Raw genomic sequence first — 23,784 nt, 5'->3', positions numbered from 1 at the left:
GGAACGCTAACGCGCCTGCAACTCGAATTATGGGGGTATAAACTGAATACCGCCGGATGCCTGTTTCATTGAGGTGCATCCGCAGGCTCCCCGGTCATTGTTTTCCCCAACGCATCCCTTGGGGCCCGGAACGACTTGGAATCCTGGAATATGCGTGCCACTCTGTTTCTCTTGAGGAATTTAAGTGGGGGCGTGTCTGATTTTCCAACAAAGAGCCAATAAAGTACCGACCCGCCTCACCATGCACGGTGATAACCGCGAGGATGATTATTACTGGCTGCGAGATGATAAGCGCGAAGACCCGGCGGTGCTCGATTACCTGGCCAAAGAAAATACCTATGGCGAGGCCATGATGACCGGCCATGAAGAATTGCGCCATAAGCTGTTTACCGAAATGGTGGAGCGTATTCCGCAACAGGATCGATCCGTACCCTATGTCCGGCGCGGCTATCGTTACCAGAGCCGTTATGAAGAGGGCAATGAATATGCCATCTACACCCGCCAGTCCGTGGATCTGGACGAACAGCAGGACGAGTGGGAGGTATTGCTCGACGGCAACAAACGGGCGGCGCAAAGCGAGTTTTACACCATGGGTTCGCTGGATGTCAGCCCGGACAATTCCATTGTCGCCGCCGCCGAAGATTTTCTGTCGCGGCGGCTTTACGGTATCCGCTTCAAAAACCTGGCGCGGGATTCCTGGTATCCGGAAGTCATTGAAAACGCGTCGTCAGGCTTTGAATGGACCAACGATTCCCAATATCTCTACTACGTGCGTAAAAACAAAAAAACGCTGCTGCCCTACCAGGTTTACCGCCACAAGGTGGGAACCGCAACCGAGCAGGACGAACTGATCTATGAGGAAAAAGACGACTCCTTTTACGTCAGCGTCCATAAAACCACGTCTGAACGCTACATTATCATTGCCCTGGGCAGCACCACCTCCGGGGAAATCCTGTTGCTGGACGCTGACTCCCCACATGCCCGGCCGCAGCTCTTCCTGCCGCGCCGCCACGACCATGAATATTCGCTGGATCATTTCGGCGGCCATTTTTACCTGCGCTCCAACCGGGAGGGGAAAAACTTCGCCCTCTATCGCAGCGAAACCGCGGATGAATCCTTTTGGGAAACTTTGATCCCGGCCCGGGACGACGTGGTGCTGGAGAGCTTCACGCTGTTTCGCGACTGGCTGGTCCTCGAAGAGCGCCACCAAGGCCTCACCAGCCTGCGCCAAATCCATTGGCAAAGCGGCGAGGAAAAGGGCATAGCATTCGACGATCCCACCTACGTAACCTGGCTGGCGTACAATCCCGACCCGCAAACGTCATGGCTGCGTTATGGCTACTCTTCCATGACCACGCCCACCACACTCTTTGAATTGAATATGGATACCGGCGAGCGAAAATTACTCAAACAATCCCAGGTCAAGAATTTCGACGCGGAAAATTATCGCAGCGAACGGCTGTGGATCGCCGCCCGGGACGGTACTGATGTTCCGGTATCGCTGGTCTATCGCAAGGATCTGTTCAAACCCGGCCATAATCCCTTACTGGTCTATGGTTACGGATCTTACGGCAGCAGCATGGATCCCGATTTCAGCGCCAGTCGTCTTAGCCTGCTGGATCGCGGCTTTGTCTTTGCCCTGGCGCACATTCGCGGCGGCGGCGAACTCGGCCAGCAGTGGTATGACGACGGCAAGTTGTTCAACAAAATGAATACCTTTTATGACTTTATCGATGTCAGCCGCGCGCTGCTTGCGCAAGGCTACGGCGATACCAAACAAGCCTTCGCCATGGGCGGCAGCGCCGGCGGGCTGTTGATGGGGGCAGTTATCAACATGGCGCCTGATCTGTTCAAAGGCGTCGTGGCGCAGGTGCCGTTCGTTGATGTCATCACCACCATGCTGGATGAATCCATCCCCCTCACGACCGGCGAATACGATGAATGGGGCAATCCGGAAGAGAAGGCCTATTACGACTACATGAAGCAATACAGCCCCTATGACCAGGTCAAGCCCCAGGCTTACCCGCATTTGCTGGTGACCACCGGCCTGCATGATTCCCAGGTGCAGTATTGGGAACCGGCCAAGTGGGTCGCCAGGCTCAGGGCCAATAAAACCGATGACCATCTGCTGCTGCTCTGTACCGACATGGACTCGGGCCATGGCGGTAAATCGGGTCGCTTTAAGGGCTATGAGGGCGTATCGATGGAATACACCTTTATTCTTTCCCTGGTGGAGTAAACCCTGCCGTTACAGGGCCGTTGCCGTCAAATGCTCCGGTCCTGCGACGCCGCGCTAAGAAAATGATTAATGCTGTAGCGCATATCTGCCGACAGGTCCTTCAGGTTTTTCAACATCCAGTCAAGATAGCCCGGATCTTCCCGGGCGATGCGCTCCATGGACTGCCCCCGGTATTTACCGAACTTCAGCGTGGTCAAGAGCGTAACCTCATTGCTCATTGCCGCCATTTGCTCCGCGCTCCAGCCGGAATCATTGATGATTTTCATCAGCAGCGCCGCGGTGACGTAACAGTCATACAAAGCGCGGTGGGGATAGAGCCCGTCAGGCACGGTAACCGACAAATTGAGGGCGTAGCGCAGGTATTGGTTGCTGTATTTCAATCCGGGATAGAGCTTGCGCGCCAGTTTCACCGTGCAAATCCACTGCCCGTGCATTTCGGGCAGCATACGGCGATCGAAAGCGGCATTGTGGGCGACGTAATAGGGACTGCCGTGATAACGGCCTATGACCTTGGCGATCCGGGGCTTATCCTCAATCATATCTTCGGTGATATGATGGATAGCCATGGCCTCATAGCCAATCGGCCGTCCGGGATTGACCAGGTCGCTCATTGCGTTGGCGAGTTTTCCGTCGATGACGTCCACCGAGGCGATTTCCACCACGCCGCCGTCGAGGCCGCAGGTTTCTGTATCGATGACACGAAATGTCATGGCCTTTCCTGTGTCGAGAGTCAAAGTCCTATTATGACCCCATCGGCAAAAACAAAAAACCCGCATCAGATGCGGGCTTAATTTCGGTTGCCTTATACGATATCCGGCTGGACCTTTTTGTTGCGCTTTTCGGCACGCTTTTCTTCAGGTGACTTCTGCGGTTTCTTTTTTGCGTCTTTCTTACGATCCATTCCCTTACTCATGATTTACCTCTCTGTAAAAGAATCGGAAATGTAGGAATGATTAACTGCCTGTTGGCTTCGATAATCAAGTCAAATCGTGCTATTTGATACCTTCAAAAACGTCGTTCACTGACATCCGTTTTTCAACGAGGCACCGCGTGGCAAGGGTTGGCGAACAATACGGCGCTCCTGTACCACCGTCCCGCCGAGGCGAGAGGGAACCAGCGATCCGGCATCATTTTTCGGTTCGTAAGGCAAGCGTGAAAACCCCAGCGAGGCTTTACGATACTCCCCATCCGTTCACGAAAGTAAGCACGCAAATGCTCCGGCTGCTCCCGTTCAATCTGCTCGGCTACCACCGGCATGTTATAACGCTCTTTAAAGGCCACCCGGAAGCGGCCAAATCAACGTTGATCTTGTCCATCGTTTCGCTGTCAAGTTTAGCCAGATTATACGCCATCACTTCTCCGCAAGCGCTTATGGGGTCGCTGCTAAAAATAAAGTACTCGGCAAAAACGCAAGGAGACTTACTGCCTCACAATACAAATAATAATCGTTTGTATTAGCTGATATAATGAGAATAAGATTTAATTCGCATGCTGTTATTTTTCAATACAGTTTGCTCTTAATCATAATACTAATCAATCTCAGTTAGAATTTTATACATAAAAGAACATTTCACAAAAGGGATAATTTCAATATATTGATAAAATTAGGTATTTTATTATTTTTATGACAGGTTAGTTAAAGGTTTAAAATTGTTACCATGTAGGCATAATGATTGAGTATATTTTCTTTTAACGAATCACAGGAATTTCGCCCATGCTAAAACAAGAAATGGCAAAAACTGAATGAACAATTAAATCTGGAATTCTTTTCCGCCAATCTCTATTTGCAGATGAGCGCCTGGTGCAGCGATAAAGGTTACGAAGGCGCTTCCGCTTTTTGAAGACCCAGTCCCTGGAAGAGATGGATCATATGCGGCGGTTGTTCGATTATCTCAACGACACCGGATCCATGCCGGTCCTGGGCGCCATTGAAGCGCCGCCCACCGATTTTGCCTCCTGGCGGAATTGTTCAAGCGTACCTATGAACACGAACAGATGATCACGCTCAAGATCAACGAACTGGCTCATGCCGCCATGACTCAGCAGGATTATTCCACCTTCAACTTCCTGCAATGGTATGTTGCCGAACAGCATGAAGAAGAAAACTGTTCAAGTCCATCCTGGACAAATTGTCCCTGGTGAATACCAGTAGCAGCGGCCTGTTCTTTATCGATCAGGATTTGAAAAAATGAACGGCGGCGAGAGCACCGGCGCGCCGGTCTAAAGCTGAATGATCGCCCCGCCGGTGGCGATCCGGCCGGCTAAAGCCGGTTGGGATTCTATCAGGTGAAGATGGCCGGCAGTATTAGAGTATGCTCGACTTAAGTCCTTGCAATCGTTATTATCTGCTGGCGTCCAGCTTAGCGGAGTCACATTGCCGGGGCTTTTTTGTTTCTGGCATACTGAAGGAAAACCGGTAACGGCGCGTTGGACGGCACAGTGTCGGTTGATCCGACATTGCTAATATTCAGTATAAGGAACAGCCGTAGATGCCAATGAAACGTATTGTCCTGCCTTTCTTCGCGCTGCTGATCGCGTTTTAACGTCAAATAAATGCTAATCCTGGAAGCCTGTTTTTCGGCCAGTCGTTTTATTCACGTTGCTGCGGTGATGCAACTGTTCGGTATCGCCCTGTTTAGCGAGTATCTTGCGCCGCCGGGACTTCGGCAGCGCCTGCGCTGCGCTTTCACCCGTACGGTACACGTGCTGGGGTGGCTCTGCCTGCTGACCGCGGCGGCCATCCTGGCGCTGCAGAGCGGACAAATGGGGCAGGGGTGGCCGGATACGCTGCGCCCAAGCATCTGGCTGGCGGTCATCCACACCGAATTCGGCATGGTGTGGATTTGGCATCTATTCATCACCCTCGCCACCGTACTGATTATCGGGCGTTCCGGTTTAGGTCCCTGGCGCCAGCGGTTACTGCTGGCGGCGGCGAGCGCGTTGCTGGTCACCCTGGCGCTTACCGGCCATACCGCCATGAGCCAGGGTCTGCGCGGTCTGCTGCAGAGAGCCAATCAGGTTATTCATCTGTTTTCCGCCGCCTGGTGGCTGGGCTGTCTGGCGCCTCTGCTTTGGTGCCTGCCGCAGCTACGCCAGGCCACACGGCCGGAAGCGATGCGGGCGCTGATCCATTTTTCCCAGAGCGCCCATGGGGCGGTAGCGCTGGTCATATTGACCGGTATTGCCAATAGCTGCCTGATCGTCGGGCAATGGCCCCTGGATCTTTCCGTCCTTTATCAGCGCATGTTGATGATTAAAATTGCCGTGGTGGCCATAATGGTCCTGTTGGCGGTGACCAACCGCTATCGGATCGTACCCATGATGGCGCGCCACCATCCGAGGAGTATTCATTATCTGACGATGCTGACACTGGCGGAAGTGGTGCTGGGGAATGCGGTACTGATTTTAGTGAGTATATTTGCCACACTGGAACCCTAGATAACCGTTCCGGCGTTTGGCTTTCAACCAAGAATAGGTTTGATGATGAAAATCCAGTCTCTCTTCGTTTTAGTTGCGCTGATTGCCCAAACGGCAGGGGCGGCGCAAATAGTGACTATCAGCAAGTTTCAATACGGCAAACAATGGGCTTTTGACAAGGAAGAGCTGCAGCTTCTGTGTCGGGCGGATCGCTCCGTATTCGCCCTGAACATGAGCACGCTGATGCAGTATCCCCTTAATGAAAAAGCCAACAGCGAAATGCAATCCGGTCAGGTTAAAGCCGTACCCGTCGAAACCATTCTTTGGACGACCCGGCAATACCCGGCCGGAAGATGAGCATTGCCCCTTCACTGCCCGCGCTGAGCAGCTCTGCGATAAGTAAGAGTAATACCCTACGTGATTACTATGATAACAATTGACAGTGTTAATAATTATAATCGTGCGTGATATCACAAAGTTATGATTTTGTGAATGAAGTAGGCGCTTAATGCGACGCTGTCGATGGAAAACCCCGTAAACTTCTATACTCAGTTACGTAAGATTAAACAGCTTACATTAATGCCAACTTTTAGCGCACGGCTCTATCCAAGAGCCATTTCCTGGACCGAATATAGGAATCGTATTCGGTCTTTTTAATCATTGATTTTAAAGAATATTTTTAGAGTTAGCCCGAAAATGCCCGAAATCGGCCCGAAATCTGATATCCGGCCTAAATCTCCACCCACTCCCTTCCGCGTGAATCCAAATACAAACTGGTCATCTTCATTGACTTATGTCCAAGTAATTTCTGGGCAAACTCCATACCATATTCCGCAGCATAAAGCCGCGATGCAAGGCTTCTGATTTCATGAAAACTCGGCGGTGATTCTTCGTGCTTCAACTTGCCTTGAACTTTGTTTTGGCATTGCATTCTCTGAATCCATAAAGCAATATCTCCCGTATGTGGTTTGTGTTCTATGGTGTTACATGTGGTGTGTAGTCACTATAGATTACTCTGTGTGTGTTTTAAATACTCATGGAGTGTATTTATTGGATATTAATAATTTTGACGGGAATGCTTCGTTGGTATTGGAATGGAACATGTCAAGCTATGGCGTCGCCACTCAAAAGGCGCTTAATGAGGCCACCGACATTCCGACAAACACTGTCAGCAATTGGGTCCAGCGTAATAGCGTACCGAGCAATGTCATTCTGAAATGCTCTGTTGATACTGGTGCGGACGCAAGGTGGTTGGTAACGGGTGAGCTTGCAAAAGCAAACTCCAGTCAGCCGAGTAGGGCGCTAAAAGGTAAACCGCTCTACGACAAGATCCTGGCATCTGGCGGCAAAGCCGTGCTGCGCCGTATTCTCGATGCCTACGGATTCGATACTCAAAAAGAGCTTGGCGATTTATTAAACATTTCATCCGGTACAATCAGTACCTGGGTAAGACGCAATTTTTTCCCCGGTGATGTGGTTATCGCTTGCGCTCTTGATACCGGTGTATCCCTGGAATGGCTCTCGACTGGTTCAGGCGCCATGCAAGATCTGCCAGCAGGTGTAAAGAATTCAGTCCCAGGGGCGATAACGTTGGAGTGTTTGCAATTGGTCGCTGGCAAACTTGAGCCGCAAGGGCAGTGCATTGTCGATAATCGATTTTACCTAAAGACATAAGCCAGGATTCGTTACGTTATATTTATTCTGGGATTAGGGCGTGGTTAATCAGTTTTGATAGCTTTGAGCTATCAAATGGGACATGGTTGCTGGATATTGATGGGACGCTAGATGTGTACAGTGTTTCGAGGTGGGGAAATCGCCTACGCGTTTCGGGTAAAGATAGTGAGTTCGAATGTTCCGTTGATGAGGTTAAAGCAAGGGGTAGTGGCCAGTTGCATAAAGCAACTTTTATAAGGATGTTTATGGCCAGTAGAAATTTTATTTATATCAATGCTAAGCGGAATGTGAATGTTTTTCTTTGTTGCAGGTCAGCGACTCGGAATTACACATTCAGGGAATATGCAGTCAATCGAACACGTTGAAAACCTTCCGAAAAGATCGCATTATCGAGGAATTCAATTCCCTTGATGATGCGTTATCGCGTTATGAAACCCTCGATAAATCGATTTATAATCATTTGGTTAGCGCATCAAATAAGAAACCATCCCTCCTTGAAGTTTGTTTTACCGGTTTCAAGAAAGGTGATAAAGAGCGGCTAATTATATTGGCGGAAGAAAACAAATTATTGGTGAGAAGCTCGGTAACGCAAAATCTGCAATTTTTATGTTGTGGGTATAATGCTGGGCCGACCAAAGTCACAGCAGCCCGAATGCAGGGCGTTATCATCCTTAATGAAGATGAATTCGGCCTAATGCTTGAGACCGGAGAAATCCCTGATGCGTAGTGAAAGGTATGCCTCGATTTAATCATCGATGTACTATGGCGATGTAATGTCGCCATATTCTAACTTTCATGTTAACAATTTGTCTTAAAAACATCATTTAAATCAGATATTTAAAAATAAAATAAGGAAAATTATGCAAACGATTACAACTAAATTCCCACCATTGCCACTTGACGAATTAATTACTCGTATAAAACGATTTGAAACTGCATCTTTGGAAAAAATATGAATTACTTACTGATTTAATTGGAGTTCATCCCACTATTGGCGTAGATTTTTCTAAAGGCTCTGTATTTAAGCGGGCACGGATGATTAATGAAGAAGACTACCCTGAACTGGTACAGGATTTGCTTTGGAGGGTGGAAGGTGTTGCTCGGACTGGTAGGGCAAATCCAGAAGGATTCCCAGTGTTGTATATAGCTGATAGACAAGATACAGCATTTGGCGAGATACATATTGATGGTCATTTCGTTTTGCTGACCGAACTGCAAATTCGAGAGGGCACTAAGTGCAGGATTGTGCCTATTGGTGAATTTCTCAGAATACAGCGTACGGGTCGAGGAACATTAACTGGAGATCTGTCGTTTGCGATAAATAATATGTTGAATTCTTGCAGGCGAGAAGACGCTCAATCGCTTCTTATCACAGATGCATTTTATTTGAATGCATGATAAAAGATGATGATCAATATCAGATCTCGTCATTCGTAGCTAAATCGATTTTGAAAAGACAGGAAAAACTCCGCGATTGCATATCCTAGTGCAAAGCAATATGGCGCTGTAAATCTGGCTGTTAGGGCTGATGATTTTGGAAATCATGGGCGATAATAGGAGCTCGCCGCATGTATGTAAGACATTTGGCATTAGGCTATTACGAATCATCACGTACTGAGCATGTTATGGGAGTTACTCGACTTGGCAAACTTATTTGGGGAAAAGGTATTATTGATAATAGTTCATCTCATCGGCTTGAGCCACCGTGGTATCCTGAATAATGTATTGAAAAGACCAACCCACAATATCAACACTGTGAGAAAGAAAGTAGGGTAGCCATTTTTAGGCACTATCTATTGTAAGCTATTGATTTTAAACATCATGTTTAGTATTCGGTCATTTGTTAACAAAATGAATTTACACCCGCAGTGCTTTTTTATCTGAACTATATGATCAACTATAGCACCAAAGAAAAACTACTCGGCATAGTAATCGATATTCTCCTCGATATTCTCTTCCAATAATTCATTCATATAATTAGACAGCAAACGTAAAGCGAAGGTAGTTTTCTATATTAGCATGATCCATAGCGGCGAAAAGAGTCAACTTCACCAGATAAAGTGATTCATTTAATTCGATGCCATTCATCAACAGAAATACGGATGTCGCCTGGAACGCAGTTCTTTAATTAGCATCATTAAAGGCATGCGCTTTAGCAATGCCGATCAGATACATTGCTGCCAATTTAAATACGTCATCGCAATTTTCATAATAATGTAAAGTCTCGACGCGGTTTAACGCCCCGGCAAGTTTATTGATATCCGGTTGGCCTGATTGCGGCAGCGTCAAAATTGGATTTCAATCACTTGTTCTTGCGTCAGAAAATCAAAATCCATTATTTATCACCCAGAATCTTTATGGTATTAGCATGCCGGGTTCTTGTGGTCTCAAGCGCATCCTTAAACGATAATTTTCTACTATGCATCACTCCAACTGACGTAGATGAAATAGCTATGTCTTTGCCTCGGTCAGAGGTAGCATCATTAGCAGAAGGTTTAACAGCTTTTGCGCTGCCTGCTTGACGGATAATTCTCCGCCATCGCGTAAATAGGCCAGCCAGTAGGGAAGGTTTTGCTGAAATTCTTCATAGGATATTGATTTCATAGGCACCTCCTTTATCGTATATCGCAATGATAGCATACAGCCTATCAAGTGAAAATGCGGCTATGGGGTAGGGTACAGGAACATAATTTCATATCATTAATAATTTTATATTTATCAATAAGATAATTAAATTATACGTTGCCATAGCCCTTATAAAGGGGATGACCGCCGTGTACCCAAAGCTCAGCCTAAGCGGTGTTAACCAGCTGAGCCTAAAATATTGGCGGTGCCACCGGATTAGCTCATCCACTCCTCTACTGTTAACCGCGATATTTGACCGCCTATTTGCTGATTTGCCGTTGAGTGTAGGCAAGGCGGCCACCGTCATGATTTACGGTAGCCATTTTGTAGACACTTTTTGATATAATCTATTTAACTTATTGTATTTATTGTACTTTTATCAAAGTGAATAGTATTCGGTCTTTTTTTTATTGTTGATTTATAATGATATTTTTTGGTTACTTCCGAAATATTCCCGCAAACTTGTATTCGGCCTAAATTAAAACGTACTCCGAACCACGGTTTTCCAGATACTTTTGTGTCATCGACATGTTCTTATATGTCCGAGCAACTTTTGCGCAAATTCCGCCCCATATTCGATCTCATAAAGTCGCCCGGCCAGACTCCTCATTTCGTGAAATGAAGGTGGGTTTGCGCTGAACTGGGTCCCGCTCGCAGCCCCGACATCTGAAAAAGCCTGTGTTAGGCCATCCGCTGTCAGCAGGCCCGGCCGCCGCAGCGAACATCCGAATATAAGAGGAAGTCAGAGGGATTATTCTACCGACATTCTGCCATTACAGCCGACCATTTAATCACTGCAAGAGCCCATTACCTTTTCCTGATGGGCTCTGACAGTAATTTACCAACGTGATTTGGTATTTGCATGGAGTGATGAATTAACCATGGCCGCCAGGGCCACCACCACCCGGTCCGCCACCGCCTCCACCACCAGGCCCACCCATTTGGCCGCCACCAGGACCACCACCGTCTCCACCATCCGGCCCTGGCCACCAAATACAGCCGCTTAGGGCCACACTGAGCATTATGATACTTAACATCATCAATAATCGTCGCATATTTACTCCTTATTAAGTCATGTTGATTATTCATCTCAAGAAGTAATACGCAATGCGAATAGTACTAAATGATTACGGATTAGTTCATTTATTTCATATGGTTACATTACTTGAAGAAAATCTTACGATTTCATGTCGCTGCGCTGTCGGAAGCGTACCTCGTCAGCCTCGACGCAGCGTCTCTTATCTGCTGAGCGCGGGGATTTAAGCAAACAGCGAATGCCGCCCATGACAGGCTCATAGTGGCTGCGCAGGCTATGGCAGAAGAATGTGCGCGCGGACATAAACCGCATTAATGAACGCTATTGTGTCGGCATCGCTGATATAAGGTCGTAATTCATCGGAAAAGTTGTCCACTCCACCCAACATGGTCTTTCTTTAAGGTTCCGACACCGAAAGAGGAAGCGCCATGTTAAGCAGAGAGGACCACCTAATGATAAAACAAATGCGCATTCATGGCGCTTATATTATCGACATTGCCCGTCAGATTGGCTGCTCAGAACGCACGGTCAGGCGGCACCTGTCCGAGCCTGAACGTCCTCGCCGGACGTCTTCACGACGGCGTATGAGCAAACTTGAACCTTACATGGCTTTTATCGATATGCGCCTGAGTGAACATGTCTGGAACGCGCAAGTGATTTTCCAGGAAATCAAGGCGCAAGGCTATGGTGGCGGGACCACCGTGCTGCGGGAATATATCCAGCCCAAACGCCGACTCCGGCATGGTCGTGAAACCGTCCGCTTCGAAACGCAGCCCGGTTATCAGTTGCAGCACGACTGGGGTGAAGTGGAAGCAGAAGTGGCGGGCCTGCCATGTAAAATCAACTTCGCCGTCAATACGCTGGGCTACTCGCGCCGCTTTCATGTCTTCGCCGCGCCCTGCCAGGATGCGGAGCACACTTACGAATCGCTGGTGCAGGCGTTCGGTTACTTCGGCGGCTGCGTGAAAACCGTGCTGGTTGATAACCAGAAGGCGGCGGTGCTCAAACACGATAATACCGGCGAGGTTATCTTCAACGCCGGCTTCCAGTCGCTGGCGAAGCACTACGGCTTTATCCCCCGCGCCTGCCGGCCTCACCGGCCCAGGACCAAAGGGAAAGTGGAGCGCATGGTGGGTTATGTGAAACACAACTTCTTCGTTCACTATCGCCGGTTCGACAGTTTTGCGCACGTCAATCAGCTCCTGACCCAGTGGCTGGCGCAAGAGGCCGATCAACGCGACCTGCGCCAGTTCCATCAGACACCGGCAGAACGGTTCGAGGCGGAAAAAACCGCCCTGCAACCGTTGCCCGCCGGTCCGTTCGATACGAGTTATCACGATATCCGCCAAGCGGCCTGGGATGGCTACATCGACGTGCGGGGCAACCGCTACAGCCTGCCCGAAGCCTGGTGCGGGCGCCAGGTTACGGTACGCATTACCCTGGACGACGAGTTACGCGTCTACGGCAATGACGAGCTTATCGCCCGCCATCCGTTGTCACCGGCCACCGCCGGATGGCAGACGGTGCCGGAACATCACCAGGCGCTGTGGCAGCGGACCTGCCAGGTAGAGCAACGACCGCTGGATGCCTATGAGGGACTACAGTGATGAACGAACTGGAAAACCTACTGACCCGGCTGAAAATGGACCATCTGAGCGGCGCGGTGGAAAACCTGCTGGAGCAGGCCACGAAAGAAGAACTGAACTACCGGGAGTTCTTGATCCGCGCCTTGTCACAGGAATGGAACGGGCGCCGTAGCCGGGGCCTGGAATCACGGCTCAAGCAGGCCCGGTTACCCTGGATAAAAACGCTGGAGCAGTTCGACTTCACCTTCCAGCCGGGAATAGATCGCAAAGTGATCCGCGAGTTGGCGGGACTGGCGTTCGTGGAGCGCAATGAAAATGTTATCTTGCTGGGTCCGCCGGGGTGGGAAAACCCATCTGGCGGTGGCCCTGGGCGTCAAAGCAGCGGATGGCGGTCACCGGGTGCTGTTCACGCCGCTGGATAAACTGATGGCAAAGCTGCTCAAGGCCAAACAAGAAAACCGCCTGGAGAGGCAGATCCAACTGTTAAGCTATAGCCGGGGGTTGATCCTGGATGAAATCGGCTATCTGCCGATGACGCGGGAAGAGGCGAGCCTGTTTTTCCGGCTACTGAATCGGCGTTATGGAAAAGCGAGCATCATACTGATCTCGAATAAAAGCCTCGTGGACTGGGGAGAAGTGTTCGGCGATAACGTGCTGGCATCGGCGATCCTGGACCGCTTACTGCACCACTCAACCACGGTCAATATAAAGGGGCAAAGTTACCGGCTGAAAGATAAACGCAAGGCAGGAATGTTATCGGCAAAGAGTGCGTCAGATGACGCGATAATGAGCGGACGTTAAAACGATAAACAGTGGACAACGGAAACGTTGAAAAGGGGCCACCACTTCACGATGTTGACAATTGTGCTTATACCAATAACCCTGGAAGATCTATTGCTAAGCCGACCCATGATGGCTGAAGTTCTGCTGTCCGCTTTCCCTGTCACTAAAGTAACGCTTATTTTTATCTCAGCATCCAGATGGCTTGATTTTTCATTAAAACATCTAAATACATCATATTGTAAAGTATTGTTAAGCACTAAGACATTGATGAGATCCTTCATGTTTGACCTAAATTTTGTAACATGTTGATATTAATATTTTTACCCGATCGGCATTGCAGCCTCAAGGGCGCGGTTCTCTTCGTGACATGAACTAAAAAGGGTAACAATGCAGTTTTGTTTATTAAAGAAAAGGCCATAGACCAGTCTCTGGAATAGGGGTAAAAGTGTCTGGTAAATCCCAATGGATAAAGTTCCTATGTTTAATGTCCCTGTTGTCTTACTTTTCACAAACATTTGCGAACGATTTGGATCTCTATTCATTAGATACTGCATCCTTTGCGTATCACGTTTATGCCCCGAAGGAGGGGACAATCAATACTTTAAAACCAACTGTTTGCCATTGAAAAAAGTGCATAACAATTCAGATTATTTTTATTTGGCTGGTACTTTCGTCAACAGTGAAAGCAACCGATGCGTATTGTTGGGTATGGGGAAAAATTGGGTAAGGTACAACAATTGGAGCTTTGAAGGGTTGTACGCGTACGCAGGCGAATTTGTATTTAAACCCTTTGAGCATTGCGGAGATGATGGATTCTACCAAGATGTTAAAAGGGCGACCGGTATAGGTTTTGCCCCTATATTTATCATGGCGTTAAATATGATTTGAATAGCTATATCAGTGTAAGGTCAGGTCTTCTTCTTCCTGGTATTGTTATCATGAGCCTACAGTTCAGATTCTGACTGATATGTTCACGGTCCGGGGCAGCCCATCCCTTGTTCGGGCAGTCAGGCAACAGGCTTCGGCTGATACCTACAATTCGTCATCCGCGCCGTTCGCTAGCCTGATGTTCCGTCACGGCATAGCGCGCCAGCTCATGTTTCTCAGATGCTGTTAAAGTTTTTGCTACAACTTTTTAAGGATTTCATGATGTAAGCTGAGGGAGGCGCGCATTTGCTTTGGTCGCCGGAGGGGATTTTGACAAACAAGGCGCTGTGCCATTCTCTGCTCATGGCAGTTGCGCAAATTGTGACAGAGAAAGTGCGAATCAAACCACCGCTATGGTTAACTTATGATTAAAATATACTGGGATAAATAAATGAAAAAGGAATCAGTCATGAATGGGAAACTTTGGGTGGATTATCTGGTGATTGGCGGAAAACGTCACGGCGAAAGGTATGTAGAGCTACAGGAAGAAAATGAAGTTTTATTAAAGCACAGATACAGCCGCTCATAGAGTTTATTGCCCCTTCTATTGCTGAAAAATTAAGCAAAAAGCCGGGAAATATTACAAGGTTGAAAGGTTCGTCTACAACGGCAAGACGTATCTTCTCGCGATATTGAAATCAAAAGCAGGGTATGACATCGAAAATCTTCTTCTTCAATCTGACCCGCCCGTAAAGCCTATTGATTGAGATTGTCACCGCCTCCGGGAGTGAACGTCTACAGTTATGGGATATCCATATGCCAATAACGGTAGCGGGGGAAACGACATGACGATATTGATAACGGGCAGTACCGGCATCATAGGTCGGCAGGTTATGGACAATCTGGCGGGACAGCAGATCAACATCCGGGCTCTGACGCGTACTCCGGAACGTGCTTCTTTTCCTGCGGGGATAGACCCTGTCAAAGGCGATCTCACCGATCCACAGAGCATGCGCGCCGCCATGGACGGTGTGGATACGCTGTTCTTGCTGGTGTCCAATGCGCCTGATGAGCTGACCCAGGCGATACAGGCGGTAAATGTTGCCCGGGAAAAAGGCGTCAAGGGTCTGGTTTATTTTTCCGTCATACGGTCGGACAAGTTTGTTGATGTTCCGCACTTTACCAGTAAGTATACGGTGGAGCGGATGATAGAACACTCGGGTATCCCCGCCACCATTTTGCGGCCCGGCTATTTTATGCAGAATGATAAGCGCCAGCGAACAGTCCTGCTGGATAAGGGATTATATGCCATGCCGGTGGGTGAAAAAGGCCTGTCGATGGTTGATGTGCGTGATATCGGCGAAGCCGCCGCCAAAGCGCTGATAAGCAGGCATGGCGAGCAACAGCCGGCACCGAATGAAATATATGAGTGCGTCGGCCCCGATGCGCTGACGGGACAGGGGGTGGCGGAATTGTGGAGTCAGGTGCTCAATAAAGACATTCATTACGCCGGCAACAATCTCGATCTCTTTGAGCAGCAGATGCTGCAGGCCGGGCAGCCCGGTTGGCTGGCTTATGATATGCGCCTTATGTTGCAGCGCTATCAGCAGGATGGCGCTGTTGCCGACGCAATGACCGTCCAGCGTTTTGCCCGATTGCTCGGCCACTCTCCCCGGCGCTATCGGGATTTTTGTCGTGAAATGGCTGACGGCTGGTTATAGCGGGGTGGGGCAAATATCAGCAAAGCTATGTCCATGGCAATTCTGACTTTTGCGATTTACGGCAGGTCTGCGAGGTGATGGCTCATGATATTGTTTCTGGACTTTGGGGAAACAGGAGAATGAAATCATGGGTGAAAACTTTCAGGAAGCACCTCTGCCGATTGGCAGCGTTTTCAGACGCAACGACCATGTGATTTTGCTATCAAAACCTGTAGGAGAACCACGAAAAGATACAGGATCAGCGTTAGAATTTCTTCCATACACGACGGCATTTATCAAGGTTTTATTACATCGGTCGAAAATGCCGACGATCATGAACGACCGGGTGATTTCTTTCACCCAGAGGAACGGATAAGCTTTGAAAAAAGGCATATTCAGGGCATTGCGGCGCATTCGGCGGTTAACGTTTCGTCGGCGGGATAATGATGCCTTTATCACTTATCCTCTATAGGGGTGAGACCTTTTTTTTCTCGCCCCTGACTGGCTCCCCCATACGGTCGCGGTGAGCATGTTACTGCCATGCGCTGAATGCTTATTCTTCAGCTATCCCGAGTGGGAACGACATTCTTCCCCGCGTCATTTCTTCTCACGGGCAAACTCTGGCGGGACGCGGCGCAGGCCTGAACGAAAAATTCCGTTTATTCGCCTTTATTATCGGCAATCACGAAATAGCGTTCGAAAAGACGCTTGGATTCACGCAAGCCCTCTTCGGTAAACACAACGGATTTTGTCTTATTGGCGGGATTGCAGATAAAACCTCGCTCGTAGAGGCGGTCCATTGCATCCCAGTCATGGCCCTTCCAGGCCCGGTCATAGTCATGGAGCGTAAGATAGAGCAGTGCCAGAACGGCCTCATCCATGGCATTTGTATTTATATTTATGTCGTTATTCCCTGTGCTTTTTTGCCCGCGCGGTCAAACCCTCAGAGGGTGGGCTGGTATAAAAAACCTTGTTATAAAATATTGTTTATGAATGAAATTTTAATTCATGGCAAGAGGAATTACCGCTAAAAATGCACCTGCCGGCTAACTTGCAGTCATAGGTCGGGACCGAGGCCGGCCCTTAAATGCCGCTGCCGAGACATCGGCGCTTACGAACTATTTATGGCAACCGGCGGCAATCGGAACTAGGATTGCTCTGCTTAGCAGGGAAAATTTCCCGTTGCGAACGTTTTCCCCGTTATGACTCTTCGACAGTTTTATGCCGTACTTTAGTATCAATCAAAGGAGGCTATCACATGACCGATATTTCATCACTTTTGGGTAAAGACGCCGCAACGCTGCTGGAACACCGCTGTACCACTATCCCCGCCGAACATCTGTGCCTGCCGGGCAGCGATTATGTCGACAGGGTAATGATGGACAATGTCCGTTCGCCCGTGGTCCTGCGCAATATGCAAACGATGTTCAATACCGGCCGCCTGGCGGGTACCGGCTATCTCTCCATCCTGCCGGTGGATCAGGGAGTCGAACATTCCGCCGGTGCGTCGTTTGCCGCTAATCCGCTGTATTTTGATCCGAAGAACATCGTTGAACTGGCGTTGGAAGCCGGCTGTAACTGCGTCGCCTCAACCTACGGCGTGCTGGCGGCGGTCTCACGCCGTTATGCTCACCGTATCCCGTTTTTGGTCAAAATTAATCATAACGAAACCCTCAGCTATCCCACTCAATACGACCAAACCCTTTATGCCAGCGTCGTTCAGGCATTTGATTTGGGGGCGGTAGCGGTAGGCGCCACCATCTATTTTGGCTCGGAGGAGTCCCGCCGGCAGATAGAAGAAGTCTCCGCCGCGTTTGCCCGCGCTCATGAATTGGGCCTGGTTACAGTATTGTGGGCCTATTTGCGCAACTCAGCCTTTAAAAAAGACGGGGTGGATTATCATACCAGCGCCGATTTGACCGGTCAGGCCAATCATCTTGCCGCCACCCTTGGCGCCGATATCGTTAAGCAGAAGATGGCCGAGAACAACGGCGGGTATAAAGCCATCAACTTCGGTTATACCGATGAACGGGTTTATAGTACGCTGACATCGGATAATCCCATCGACCTGGTGCGTTATCAATTAGCTAACTGCTATATGGGCCGCGCCGGCCTGATTAACTCCGGCGGCGCGTCGGCAGGCGCGACCGATATGGCGGAATCCGTTCGGACGGCGGTCATCAATAAGCGGGCCGGCGGCATGGGTATGATTATGGGACGTAAAGCATTCAAACGGTCTATGAAAGATGGTGTGGCCCTGATTAATGCAGTGCAGGATGTTTATCTGGACAAAACCATTACCATTGCCTGATGAATAGGGCTGCGGCGCTTTTCGAATAGATAAAAAATGGGCCAGGGTGAGGCCCAATGACTTCAAAGAAATAAAATTGGAGAGAAGACATTCGGTTTACCAACAACGCCGAGCTTGAACCTCCGCTTAAGGGTGGAATCAACCGACTTTTCGGCAAAGGTACCTATGTTTGATCAGGTTTTTAAAACACTCGGTTTTGATGGGGCTTCCATCAAGGAGTGATAAACGCTCAAAGAAACCCCGGATATTGATATACGCCGATGGTTTGAAATTTTATTTCAAGCATGCGATGGGCAACATCATATCCTACGGACTGGATCTCTTCAGATACTACTCGCTGACGTTCCACGTGCTGTTCCTCCGCTGGAAGAGAAAACTCAGGAAAATCGTAAAACATTTTTTCGCGGCAACTTTGTCAGAGATCATGATTAAAGTTTCGCCAGCACCTCTTTATTACCCGGTAGCAATCTTCGATATGAGCATTCCCAGGACCTTCATTGCGCTGAAGCTCAAACCGGCCGCAGCGGCCTGGCCGACTATCGGCACATAGCGCAGCGCTGTTTTGGCGGTGATTTTGAAGCCGACCCGTTTGAGCAGCAGGGATACGATTTTACGGGTAATTGTGCTGCCGATAACGCGGCTGCCGATGCCGATGCCGGTGATGGCGATCATGGTGTATTTTTTGCGGTTCGGATGCAGTGCATCGATTTGCCGCGGCGTTAGACCGAACTTTTCATTTATGGCCGGCAGTAAGGTCATCAGTAACGAAACGTCGGTGCCGATATCCAGGCCGGGTATCGGAATAATCGCCGCGCCGGCGGATAAACCGGCACGCCGGGTCACCATTTTGCGGCACTCCCGGCGTACCTGTTCCAATTCCTCCAAGGTTTGAATGACGCGGTCTCCCCTTGGAACTTTTACGTTATACGCATCCCGGCTATCGGAGTGATAGGTCGCTATGCTCGCGTCAGGTTCTATAATAGTTTCATTACCCTCGGTACGAGCCATTTCCGACTTGCCTTCAGTCATCAGCCTTCGGGCTGATTTTTTTTTATTAAACGTCAGCATATTTTTTCGTTTCACGACCAGGGTTAAGCCGCCGTCGCGGGGTGGCGCGCCGGGGAAAGAGTATCAGCAGGGCCTTGGGCTCATCGAGCCGGCCCGGTGGCAAGGCGTTGAGGGCTATTCCAGCCGCATGATCCAGGCGTCGTTGTCATGGTCATAATGCTGCCGGTAAAGAACGTGCTCTTTACCGTCAAGGAAAGCGGGAATGCTGGTTTGTTCATCCCAGCCGTCCAGTTGCTTGCAAAGATCGGGATCCGATTTGCAGGGGATACTCAGGATATTCTCGACGCTATGATTTGTTCCGCTCGTTAACTCCGCATCGTCAACTTTAAAACTGCCTATTTTGACTGTGGTCTTGGTCATGGCTATGCCCTTTATCGTTTCTTGCCCGGAGCAAATTCCCTTGGCTTCTCACGTTTTAAGCATAGTCAAGAACACACGAATTGCTTAAAGCCGGCTGCCCCAGGGCAAGCCGGCGGTCTGGCTGCCATTCCCCCCTGCGGTACGGCGGTGCCCCGGTCATGCCACTCTTTCTGCTCTTCGCTGTGGGGCGGGAAATGTTTGCCGGCGTGGGTTTAAGGCGCCGGCGGGGGGGGGGGGGGGGTGGCAAACGCAATGCCGCCGCGGATAACCGGCTGGAAGGTGCCGCTTTTACCCGAACCGCCGGTCAAGCCGAACTTCAGATCATATCCCGACGCCAGCCAGAACACGGAATTGTCCCGCACCAGATGCTGGTACTGCTTGCTGATGCGCAGCGACACATAGACCCGATCCGCCATCGGCCCCAGCGACATGCCGGTAACGGTGCCGACTTCAATGCCGCGGAACAGCACCGGAGTACCCACCTGCAGCGCACCCGCTTCCGGAGTATCCACCACGATGTTCAGACCGTCAAGATAGCGGGAATCGCTGATGGTGGCCTGCTGCAAGGTGAAGTTGCGCGTCGTTTGTCCTTTGCCCGGCTCAACGTTGATATAGGGTTGGAACAGGGTTTCCAAATGGGTGACCCCGGCGGCGGAGATTTCCGGCGTCACCACTGAGAACTGCGTGCCGACCCGGGCGAATGCCTGGACATACTCCGGATAAAGCACGGCCTGCGCCAGCACTTCGCTGTTTTCAGACGAAAGCTTAAGGGTTTCCACCTGTCCGACATCGATGCCCAGATAGCGAATGGGCATGCCCGGCGAGAGCTTGCTGGCGTCGAAGGTTTGCAGCACAATCTGGCTGCCCACCGCCCGCGCTGCGTTTTCCGAGGCATAGAGCCTGCGCAGCTGGCCTTTGACCTGTACCGCGCCGTCCAGATTATCAAAGCTGATAGCGCCTTTCAGCGCGCGATCGAGAGGGGATGCCTGTACGCTAATGCCGCTGCCGTTAATCTGCACTCTGGCGCCGCCTTCCGCCCAGAAGATGCTGTGGTCGGTGAGCAGCTTGCGGTATTGCGGGCGGATATAGACATCCACATCAAAACTTTTCGCGGTGGGGCGGACATCAGTAATTTCCCCCACCTGGAATTTACGGTACATCACGATGGAACCGGATTGTATATCCGGCAGGCTGTCGGCGGTGAGCGTCAGCGTCGCAGCGGGTTTTTCCCCCTGTATGCCCTGTTCGGCCAGTTCACGGTTGCCATAGAGGGGATAATGATCCTGGGGCGCGCCCTGGGTGCCGGGGATCATCACGATGCCGCCGTCCAGCCACTCCTGCGCGCTGGTGCCCAGCACCCGAACGCCGTCCAGGCCGAACTTCACGTCTACCCGGCTGTTAACGACGAATTTGGTATTTTTATGCAACAGTCCGGCGTATTCCGGCTCAATAGCCGCCTCGAACAGCACGCCGTTACCGTCCAGTTTGCGGCTGATGACTTTGCCCACCGCAACGCCATACAGCGTCAGGGGTTGGCCGCCGTCGATACCGTAGCTTTCCGGCGCCGAGAGGGTGAAGGTTTTCACTCCCGGTTCCTGCAACAGGCGATGGTTGCTGTCAAGCACGGTGAAATGCTCCTGAAGCGCCCCGCCGCCGGGAATCAGATTAAGCGTGGTGCCGGTGAGCAGATTACTCAGGTTGAGGTTATTGAGGGAAGGCTGCGGCGTTTCCATTTCAATGCGGGTGCCGCTGCGCATCAAATCCTTTATGGACGGATTGATGGCCAGCTCCCCGGTTACCTTATTATCGCCGCCCAGATTCAGCTTGGTGAGTGTACCCACTTCCAGTCCCTGATAGAGCAGGGGGGTATGGCCTTCGCTGAGGTTATCCCCGTTGGGCAGGTCCACCGTGATTATCACCCCCCGCTGGCTGTGGGCGAGATCGGGATAAAGGGTAAAGGTGTCGTCGGTGCGGGCCTGTTCGCTATTTTGCGGCGAATCAAAGGCGATGGCGCCGTTCACCAAGGCCGCCATGCTCTCCATATCCACCTGGGCACCGTGGAAATCCACACTGGCCTTGATACCCGAAACATTCCAGAAGCGGCTGTCTTTTTTCACCAAATCGGTAAAGCGCCGGTCGATCAAAACATCGATATTGACGTCGCCCTTTTCCCTGGAAATATCATAGTCATACACTTTGCCCACCGGTAATTTCCGGTAGTACACCAAAGAGCCGGTGTTCAGCGCCCCCAGGTTTTGCGCATGCATGTGGATCAGCAATTCGCCGGTATTGACCCGGTATTTCGGCTGGGTGTCCAGGGCGGTGAAATGGGTTTGCGGGTCGCCTTTACCGGGCATCATGCCGATATAGTTGCCGCCCACCAGGGCATCAAGCCCTGAAATCCCCGCCAGGGACGCCTTGGGCGTCACCAGCCAGAACTGGGTACCCTGGCGCAGGGCATCGCGCATATCGCGCTTGATGCCGACCTCTACTTTGATGGTGCGCAAATCGTCGCTTAACTTGATGTTTTGCACCGTGCCGACTTCCACCCCCTGGTAACGCACCGGGGTCCGCCCGGCCACAATGCCGTCGGCGGAGATAAAATCAATGGTCACCGTGGCGCCTTTCTCCTGGACCGTGCTGTATACCAGCCAGCCGGCAATCAATAAGGCAATAAACGGCAACAGCCAAAAAGGCGAAATACGGCGCTTGTTTCTGACCTCCGCGTTAATCGGTGTAGTCGGCGTTTGCGGCATGTGCATCCCATATCAGACGGCTGTCTAACCACTCGACAGCAAGTATTGTCAAAATAACGGCGGAGCCGAAATAAAACGCCGCCGGTCCCATAGTAAAAGCCAATAGCTGGTCGCGATCCACCAGCGCCATCGTGATGGAAATAACAAACAAGTCCAGCATTGACCAACGGCCGATCCAACTGACAAAGCGTAACAGGCGGATGCGGGTTTTCAATCCTTGCCGCACTTTAAAATGAATGCTCAGTAATAAGGTAAGCAGGACGATGACCTTGATAAACGGCACCAGAATGCTGGCGATGAAAACCACCGCCGCCACCGGTATGTTATCGTTCGCCAACGAACCGATGGCGGAAAGTATGGTACTTTCATTACGGCTGCCGTTGATATAGATAATCGAAATCGGCAAGAGATTCGCCGGGATAAGCAATACCACCGAGGCGATTAACGCCGCCCAGGATTTCTGCAGGCTTTGCCGGCGGCGAAGCCGCAGGGGGGTATGACAGCGCGGACAGCGGCCCCGTTCATCGGCATAACCGGTGAAATTGCAGCCCAGGCAAACTTTCAGACCGGCGGTATTCGTGCGAAAAGGGGGGGCGGGCTCCGGGTAGAAATGTTCCCAGAGCTGGCCGATATTCAGGTGGGTCATGGTCACCACGCTGAGCAGCGCCAGCGCGATGAATGCCGGCAAGGCCAGGCCGGTATCCACATCGGCGTAATCCTTGACTTTGATGGCCGCCACCGCCATGCCGATCAGATAGATATCCAGCATGACCCATTCTTTCAGGCGGGTAAGCATCAGCAAAACCGGCCGCAGATTCATTCCCAACCGCTCACCGACATTCAGGTAGAGTATGGCTATAACCAGCGTACAGGGAGCGCCGACGGTACAAAATGCCACCATGCTGGCGGTAATAGGCTGGCCTTGGATGGCCATTTGCCAGATACCGTGCACCAGCGTGGCATTGATGGAGGTACCCAGCAGGCGGATGCTGATTAACGGTTCCCCATAGGCGAAGGGCATCAGTACCACCATGGTGAGTGCCAGGATCGCCAGCTGATTTATCGTCCATTCATGGCCGTGGGCAACCTTGGCCCGGCAGCGCGGACAAAAAGCGTCCTGATTCTGATGCAACGTCGGCAAAATGAACAAGGTATCGCATTGAGCGCAACGCTGGTAGCGGCCTTGGGGCAAGGCATAATGGATGTGCTTTATTTTCATATTCTACCGACGCTGAACTCGTTCACATGCCTCTATACCTGCCTTGTAAACTCCGGTGAGGCGAGTCACAGCGGGAATATAATGCCGGCGACGTTGCGCAAACATACCTGCCGAGGCTGGCTTTGTGAAGCAATAAAGGATTA

The 23,784-nt window shown here is 50.6% G+C and carries 18 protein-coding genes and 7 pseudogenes; 12 read left to right on the top strand and 13 right to left on the bottom strand.

The features are described from left to right. Positions 1-241: 241 nt before the first annotated feature. A complete protein-coding gene (locus GTU79_RS16155; RefSeq protein WP_420854186.1) occupies positions 242-2,239 on the top strand; it encodes a S9 family peptidase in 1,998 nt (665 codons plus the stop codon). Between the two features lie 26 nt (positions 2,240-2,265). On the opposite strand, the gene exoX is transcribed toward GTU79_RS16155, so the two are convergent. After that, positions 2,266-2,949 (bottom strand): exodeoxyribonuclease X, encoded by a 684-nt coding sequence (gene exoX, locus GTU79_RS16150; RefSeq protein ID WP_132921290.1) that lies wholly within the window; start codon positions 2,947-2,949, stop codon positions 2,266-2,268. A 422-nt stretch (positions 2,950-3,371) separates the two neighbouring features. Further along, positions 3,372-3,591: pseudogene (locus GTU79_RS16145) on the bottom strand (DNA polymerase III subunit theta); the annotation flags it as partial. A 362-nt stretch (positions 3,592-3,953) separates the two neighbouring features. On the opposite strand from GTU79_RS16145, the pseudogene ftnA reads away from it, so the two are divergent. The 3 genes and pseudogenes from ftnA to GTU79_RS16130 all read left to right on the top strand — a co-directional run bounded on the left by ftnA (position 3,954) and on the right by GTU79_RS16130 (position 6,013). Continuing rightward, a pseudogene (ftnA, locus tag GTU79_RS16140) lies at positions 3,954-4,431 on the top strand (non-heme ferritin). A gap of 361 nt (positions 4,432-4,792) precedes the next feature. After that, positions 4,793-5,677: a copper homeostasis membrane protein CopD gene (gene copD, locus GTU79_RS16135; protein WP_203521209.1), complete on the top strand. Its 885-nt coding sequence runs from the start codon at positions 4,793-4,795 to the stop codon at positions 5,675-5,677. 42 nt (positions 5,678-5,719) lie between these two features. Then, positions 5,720-6,013, top strand: a complete 294-nt coding sequence (locus GTU79_RS16130; protein WP_253073311.1) for a DUF2511 domain-containing protein — start codon at positions 5,720-5,722, stop codon at positions 6,011-6,013. A gap of 373 nt (positions 6,014-6,386) precedes the next feature. On the opposite strand, the pseudogene GTU79_RS16125 reads toward GTU79_RS16130, so the two are convergent. Beyond that, positions 6,387-6,557 (bottom strand): annotated as a pseudogene (locus tag GTU79_RS16125) (tyrosine-type recombinase/integrase); the annotation flags it as partial. Positions 6,558-6,757: 200 nt separating this feature from the next. Between GTU79_RS16125 and GTU79_RS16120 the strand changes: the two are divergent. From GTU79_RS16120 to GTU79_RS16110, 3 genes and pseudogenes are all read left to right on the top strand, one after another. Then, positions 6,758-7,536, top strand: a pseudogene (locus GTU79_RS16120) (helix-turn-helix domain-containing protein); the annotation flags it as partial. Positions 7,537-7,631: 95 nt separating this feature from the next. Continuing rightward, positions 7,632-8,057 carry a BRCT domain-containing protein gene (locus GTU79_RS16115; RefSeq protein WP_253073714.1) on the top strand — a complete coding sequence of 142 codons (426 nt, stop codon included), beginning with the start codon at positions 7,632-7,634 and terminating at the stop codon, positions 8,055-8,057. Positions 8,058-8,257: 200 nt separating this feature from the next. Next, on the top strand, positions 8,258-8,728 hold the full coding sequence (locus tag GTU79_RS16110) for an RES family NAD+ phosphorylase (protein ID WP_214513135.1): 471 nt from the start codon (positions 8,258-8,260) through the stop codon (positions 8,726-8,728). Positions 8,729-9,454: 726 nt separating this feature from the next. Here GTU79_RS16110 and GTU79_RS31140 read toward each other — a convergent pair. The 3 genes from GTU79_RS31140 to GTU79_RS16095 all read right to left on the bottom strand — a co-directional run bounded on the left by GTU79_RS31140 (position 9,455) and on the right by GTU79_RS16095 (position 10,931). Further along, a complete protein-coding gene (locus GTU79_RS31140; RefSeq protein WP_338091408.1) occupies positions 9,455-9,619 on the bottom strand; it encodes a Fic family protein in 165 nt (54 codons plus the stop codon). Positions 9,620-9,781: 162 nt separating this feature from the next. Beyond that, positions 9,782-9,934, bottom strand: coding sequence for a hypothetical protein (locus tag GTU79_RS16100; RefSeq protein WP_214513134.1), 153 nt, complete (start codon positions 9,932-9,934; stop codon positions 9,782-9,784). A gap of 859 nt (positions 9,935-10,793) precedes the next feature. After that, complete coding sequence (locus GTU79_RS16095; protein WP_203521213.1) at positions 10,794-10,931, bottom strand: hypothetical protein; 138 nt, start codon at positions 10,929-10,931, stop codon at positions 10,794-10,796. Positions 10,932-11,419: 488 nt separating this feature from the next. Here GTU79_RS16095 and istA point away from each other — a divergent pair, with 488 nt between their 5' ends. Both istA and istB read left to right on the top strand, forming a co-directional pair. Beyond that, a complete protein-coding gene (gene istA, locus GTU79_RS16090) occupies positions 11,420-12,598 on the top strand; it encodes an IS21 family transposase (protein WP_203524015.1) in 1,179 nt (392 codons plus the stop codon). Continuing rightward, positions 12,598-13,378 (top strand): annotated as a pseudogene (gene istB / locus GTU79_RS16085) (IS21-like element helper ATPase IstB). Before istA ends, istB begins: the two are co-directional and overlap by 1 nt. Positions 13,379-14,405: 1,027 nt before the next feature. On the opposite strand, the pseudogene GTU79_RS16080 reads toward istB, so the two are convergent. Then, positions 14,406-14,548: pseudogene (locus GTU79_RS16080) on the bottom strand (IS3 family transposase); the annotation flags it as partial. Positions 14,549-15,072: 524 nt separating this feature from the next. On the opposite strand from GTU79_RS16080, the gene GTU79_RS16075 reads away from it, so the two are divergent. Both GTU79_RS16075 and GTU79_RS16070 read left to right on the top strand, forming a co-directional pair. Then, positions 15,073-15,948, top strand: a complete 876-nt coding sequence (locus GTU79_RS16075; protein ID WP_203521214.1) for an SDR family oxidoreductase — start codon at positions 15,073-15,075, stop codon at positions 15,946-15,948. Positions 15,949-16,075: 127 nt separating this feature from the next. Further along, a complete protein-coding gene (locus GTU79_RS16070; RefSeq protein WP_214513133.1) occupies positions 16,076-16,303 on the top strand; it encodes a hypothetical protein in 228 nt (75 codons plus the stop codon). Between the two features lie 283 nt (positions 16,304-16,586). Here GTU79_RS16070 and GTU79_RS16065 read toward each other — a convergent pair whose 3' ends face one another. Then, on the bottom strand, positions 16,587-16,808 hold the full coding sequence (locus tag GTU79_RS16065; RefSeq protein WP_214513132.1) for a DUF6429 family protein: 222 nt from the start codon (positions 16,806-16,808) through the stop codon (positions 16,587-16,589). Positions 16,809-17,185: 377 nt separating this feature from the next. On the opposite strand from GTU79_RS16065, the gene fbaB reads away from it, so the two are divergent. Next, positions 17,186-18,238, top strand: a complete 1,053-nt coding sequence (gene fbaB / locus GTU79_RS16060; protein WP_214513131.1) for a class I fructose-bisphosphate aldolase — start codon at positions 17,186-17,188, stop codon at positions 18,236-18,238. A gap of 229 nt (positions 18,239-18,467) precedes the next feature. On the opposite strand, the gene GTU79_RS31445 is transcribed toward fbaB, so the two are convergent. The 5 genes and pseudogenes from GTU79_RS31445 to yebS form a co-directional block, all read right to left on the bottom strand. Continuing rightward, entirely contained in the window at positions 18,468-18,524 is a 57-nt protein-coding gene (locus GTU79_RS31445) for a hypothetical protein (RefSeq protein ID WP_420854185.1), read from the bottom strand. Between the two features lie 167 nt (positions 18,525-18,691). Continuing rightward, on the bottom strand, positions 18,692-19,246 hold the full coding sequence (locus GTU79_RS16050) for a hypothetical protein (protein ID WP_214513129.1): 555 nt from the start codon (positions 19,244-19,246) through the stop codon (positions 18,692-18,694). 174 nt (positions 19,247-19,420) lie between these two features. Further along, a complete protein-coding gene (locus tag GTU79_RS16045; protein WP_132921312.1) occupies positions 19,421-19,666 on the bottom strand; it encodes a DUF1480 family protein in 246 nt (81 codons plus the stop codon). A 65-nt stretch (positions 19,667-19,731) separates the two neighbouring features. After that, a pseudogene (locus GTU79_RS16040) lies at positions 19,732-22,422 on the bottom strand (MlaD family protein). Beyond that, positions 22,394-23,641, bottom strand: coding sequence for a paraquat-inducible protein A (gene yebS / locus GTU79_RS16035; protein WP_203521219.1), 1,248 nt, complete (start codon positions 23,639-23,641; stop codon positions 22,394-22,396). The pseudogene GTU79_RS16040 and the gene yebS overlap by 29 nt, the downstream one beginning before the upstream one ends. Positions 23,642-23,784 lie beyond the last annotated feature (143 nt).

It is taken from the genome of Sodalis ligni (assembly GCF_016865525.2).
GTDB classification, from domain to species: Bacteria; Pseudomonadota; Gammaproteobacteria; order Enterobacterales; family Enterobacteriaceae; genus Acerihabitans; species Acerihabitans ligni.
This window is presented reverse-complemented; position numbering and strand designations above follow the sequence as displayed.

Bases quoted from the DNA above. Each gene is read 5' to 3' on its own strand.
- yebS (WP_203521219.1), bottom strand. From the start codon at position 23,641: ATGAAAATAAAGCACATCCATTATGCCTTGCCCCAAGGCCGCTACCAG.
- GTU79_RS16050 (WP_214513129.1), bottom strand. From the start codon at position 19,246: ATGGCTCGTACCGAGGGTAATGAAACTATTATAGAACCTGACGCGAGC.
- GTU79_RS16155 (WP_420854186.1), top strand. From the start codon at position 242: ATGCACGGTGATAACCGCGAGGATGATTATTACTGGCTGCGAGATGAT.
- GTU79_RS16070 (WP_214513133.1), top strand. From the start codon at position 16,076: ATGGGTGAAAACTTTCAGGAAGCACCTCTGCCGATTGGCAGCGTTTTC.
- copD (WP_203521209.1), top strand. From the start codon at position 4,793: ATGCTAATCCTGGAAGCCTGTTTTTCGGCCAGTCGTTTTATTCACGTT.
- istA (WP_203524015.1), top strand. From the start codon at position 11,420: ATGTTAAGCAGAGAGGACCACCTAATGATAAAACAAATGCGCATTCAT.
- GTU79_RS16100 (WP_214513134.1), bottom strand. From the start codon at position 9,934: ATGAAATCAATATCCTATGAAGAATTTCAGCAAAACCTTCCCTACTGG.
- exoX (WP_132921290.1), bottom strand. From the start codon at position 2,949: ATGACATTTCGTGTCATCGATACAGAAACCTGCGGCCTCGACGGCGGC.
- GTU79_RS16130 (WP_253073311.1), top strand. From the start codon at position 5,720: ATGATGAAAATCCAGTCTCTCTTCGTTTTAGTTGCGCTGATTGCCCAA.
- GTU79_RS16095 (WP_203521213.1), bottom strand. From the start codon at position 10,931: ATGGTGGAGACGGTGGTGGTCCTGGTGGCGGCCAAATGGGTGGGCCTG.
- GTU79_RS16075 (WP_203521214.1), top strand. From the start codon at position 15,073: ATGACGATATTGATAACGGGCAGTACCGGCATCATAGGTCGGCAGGTT.
- fbaB (WP_214513131.1), top strand. From the start codon at position 17,186: ATGACCGATATTTCATCACTTTTGGGTAAAGACGCCGCAACGCTGCTG.
- GTU79_RS16065 (WP_214513132.1), bottom strand. From the start codon at position 16,808: ATGGATGAGGCCGTTCTGGCACTGCTCTATCTTACGCTCCATGACTAT.
- GTU79_RS16045 (WP_132921312.1), bottom strand. From the start codon at position 19,666: ATGACCAAGACCACAGTCAAAATAGGCAGTTTTAAAGTTGACGATGCG.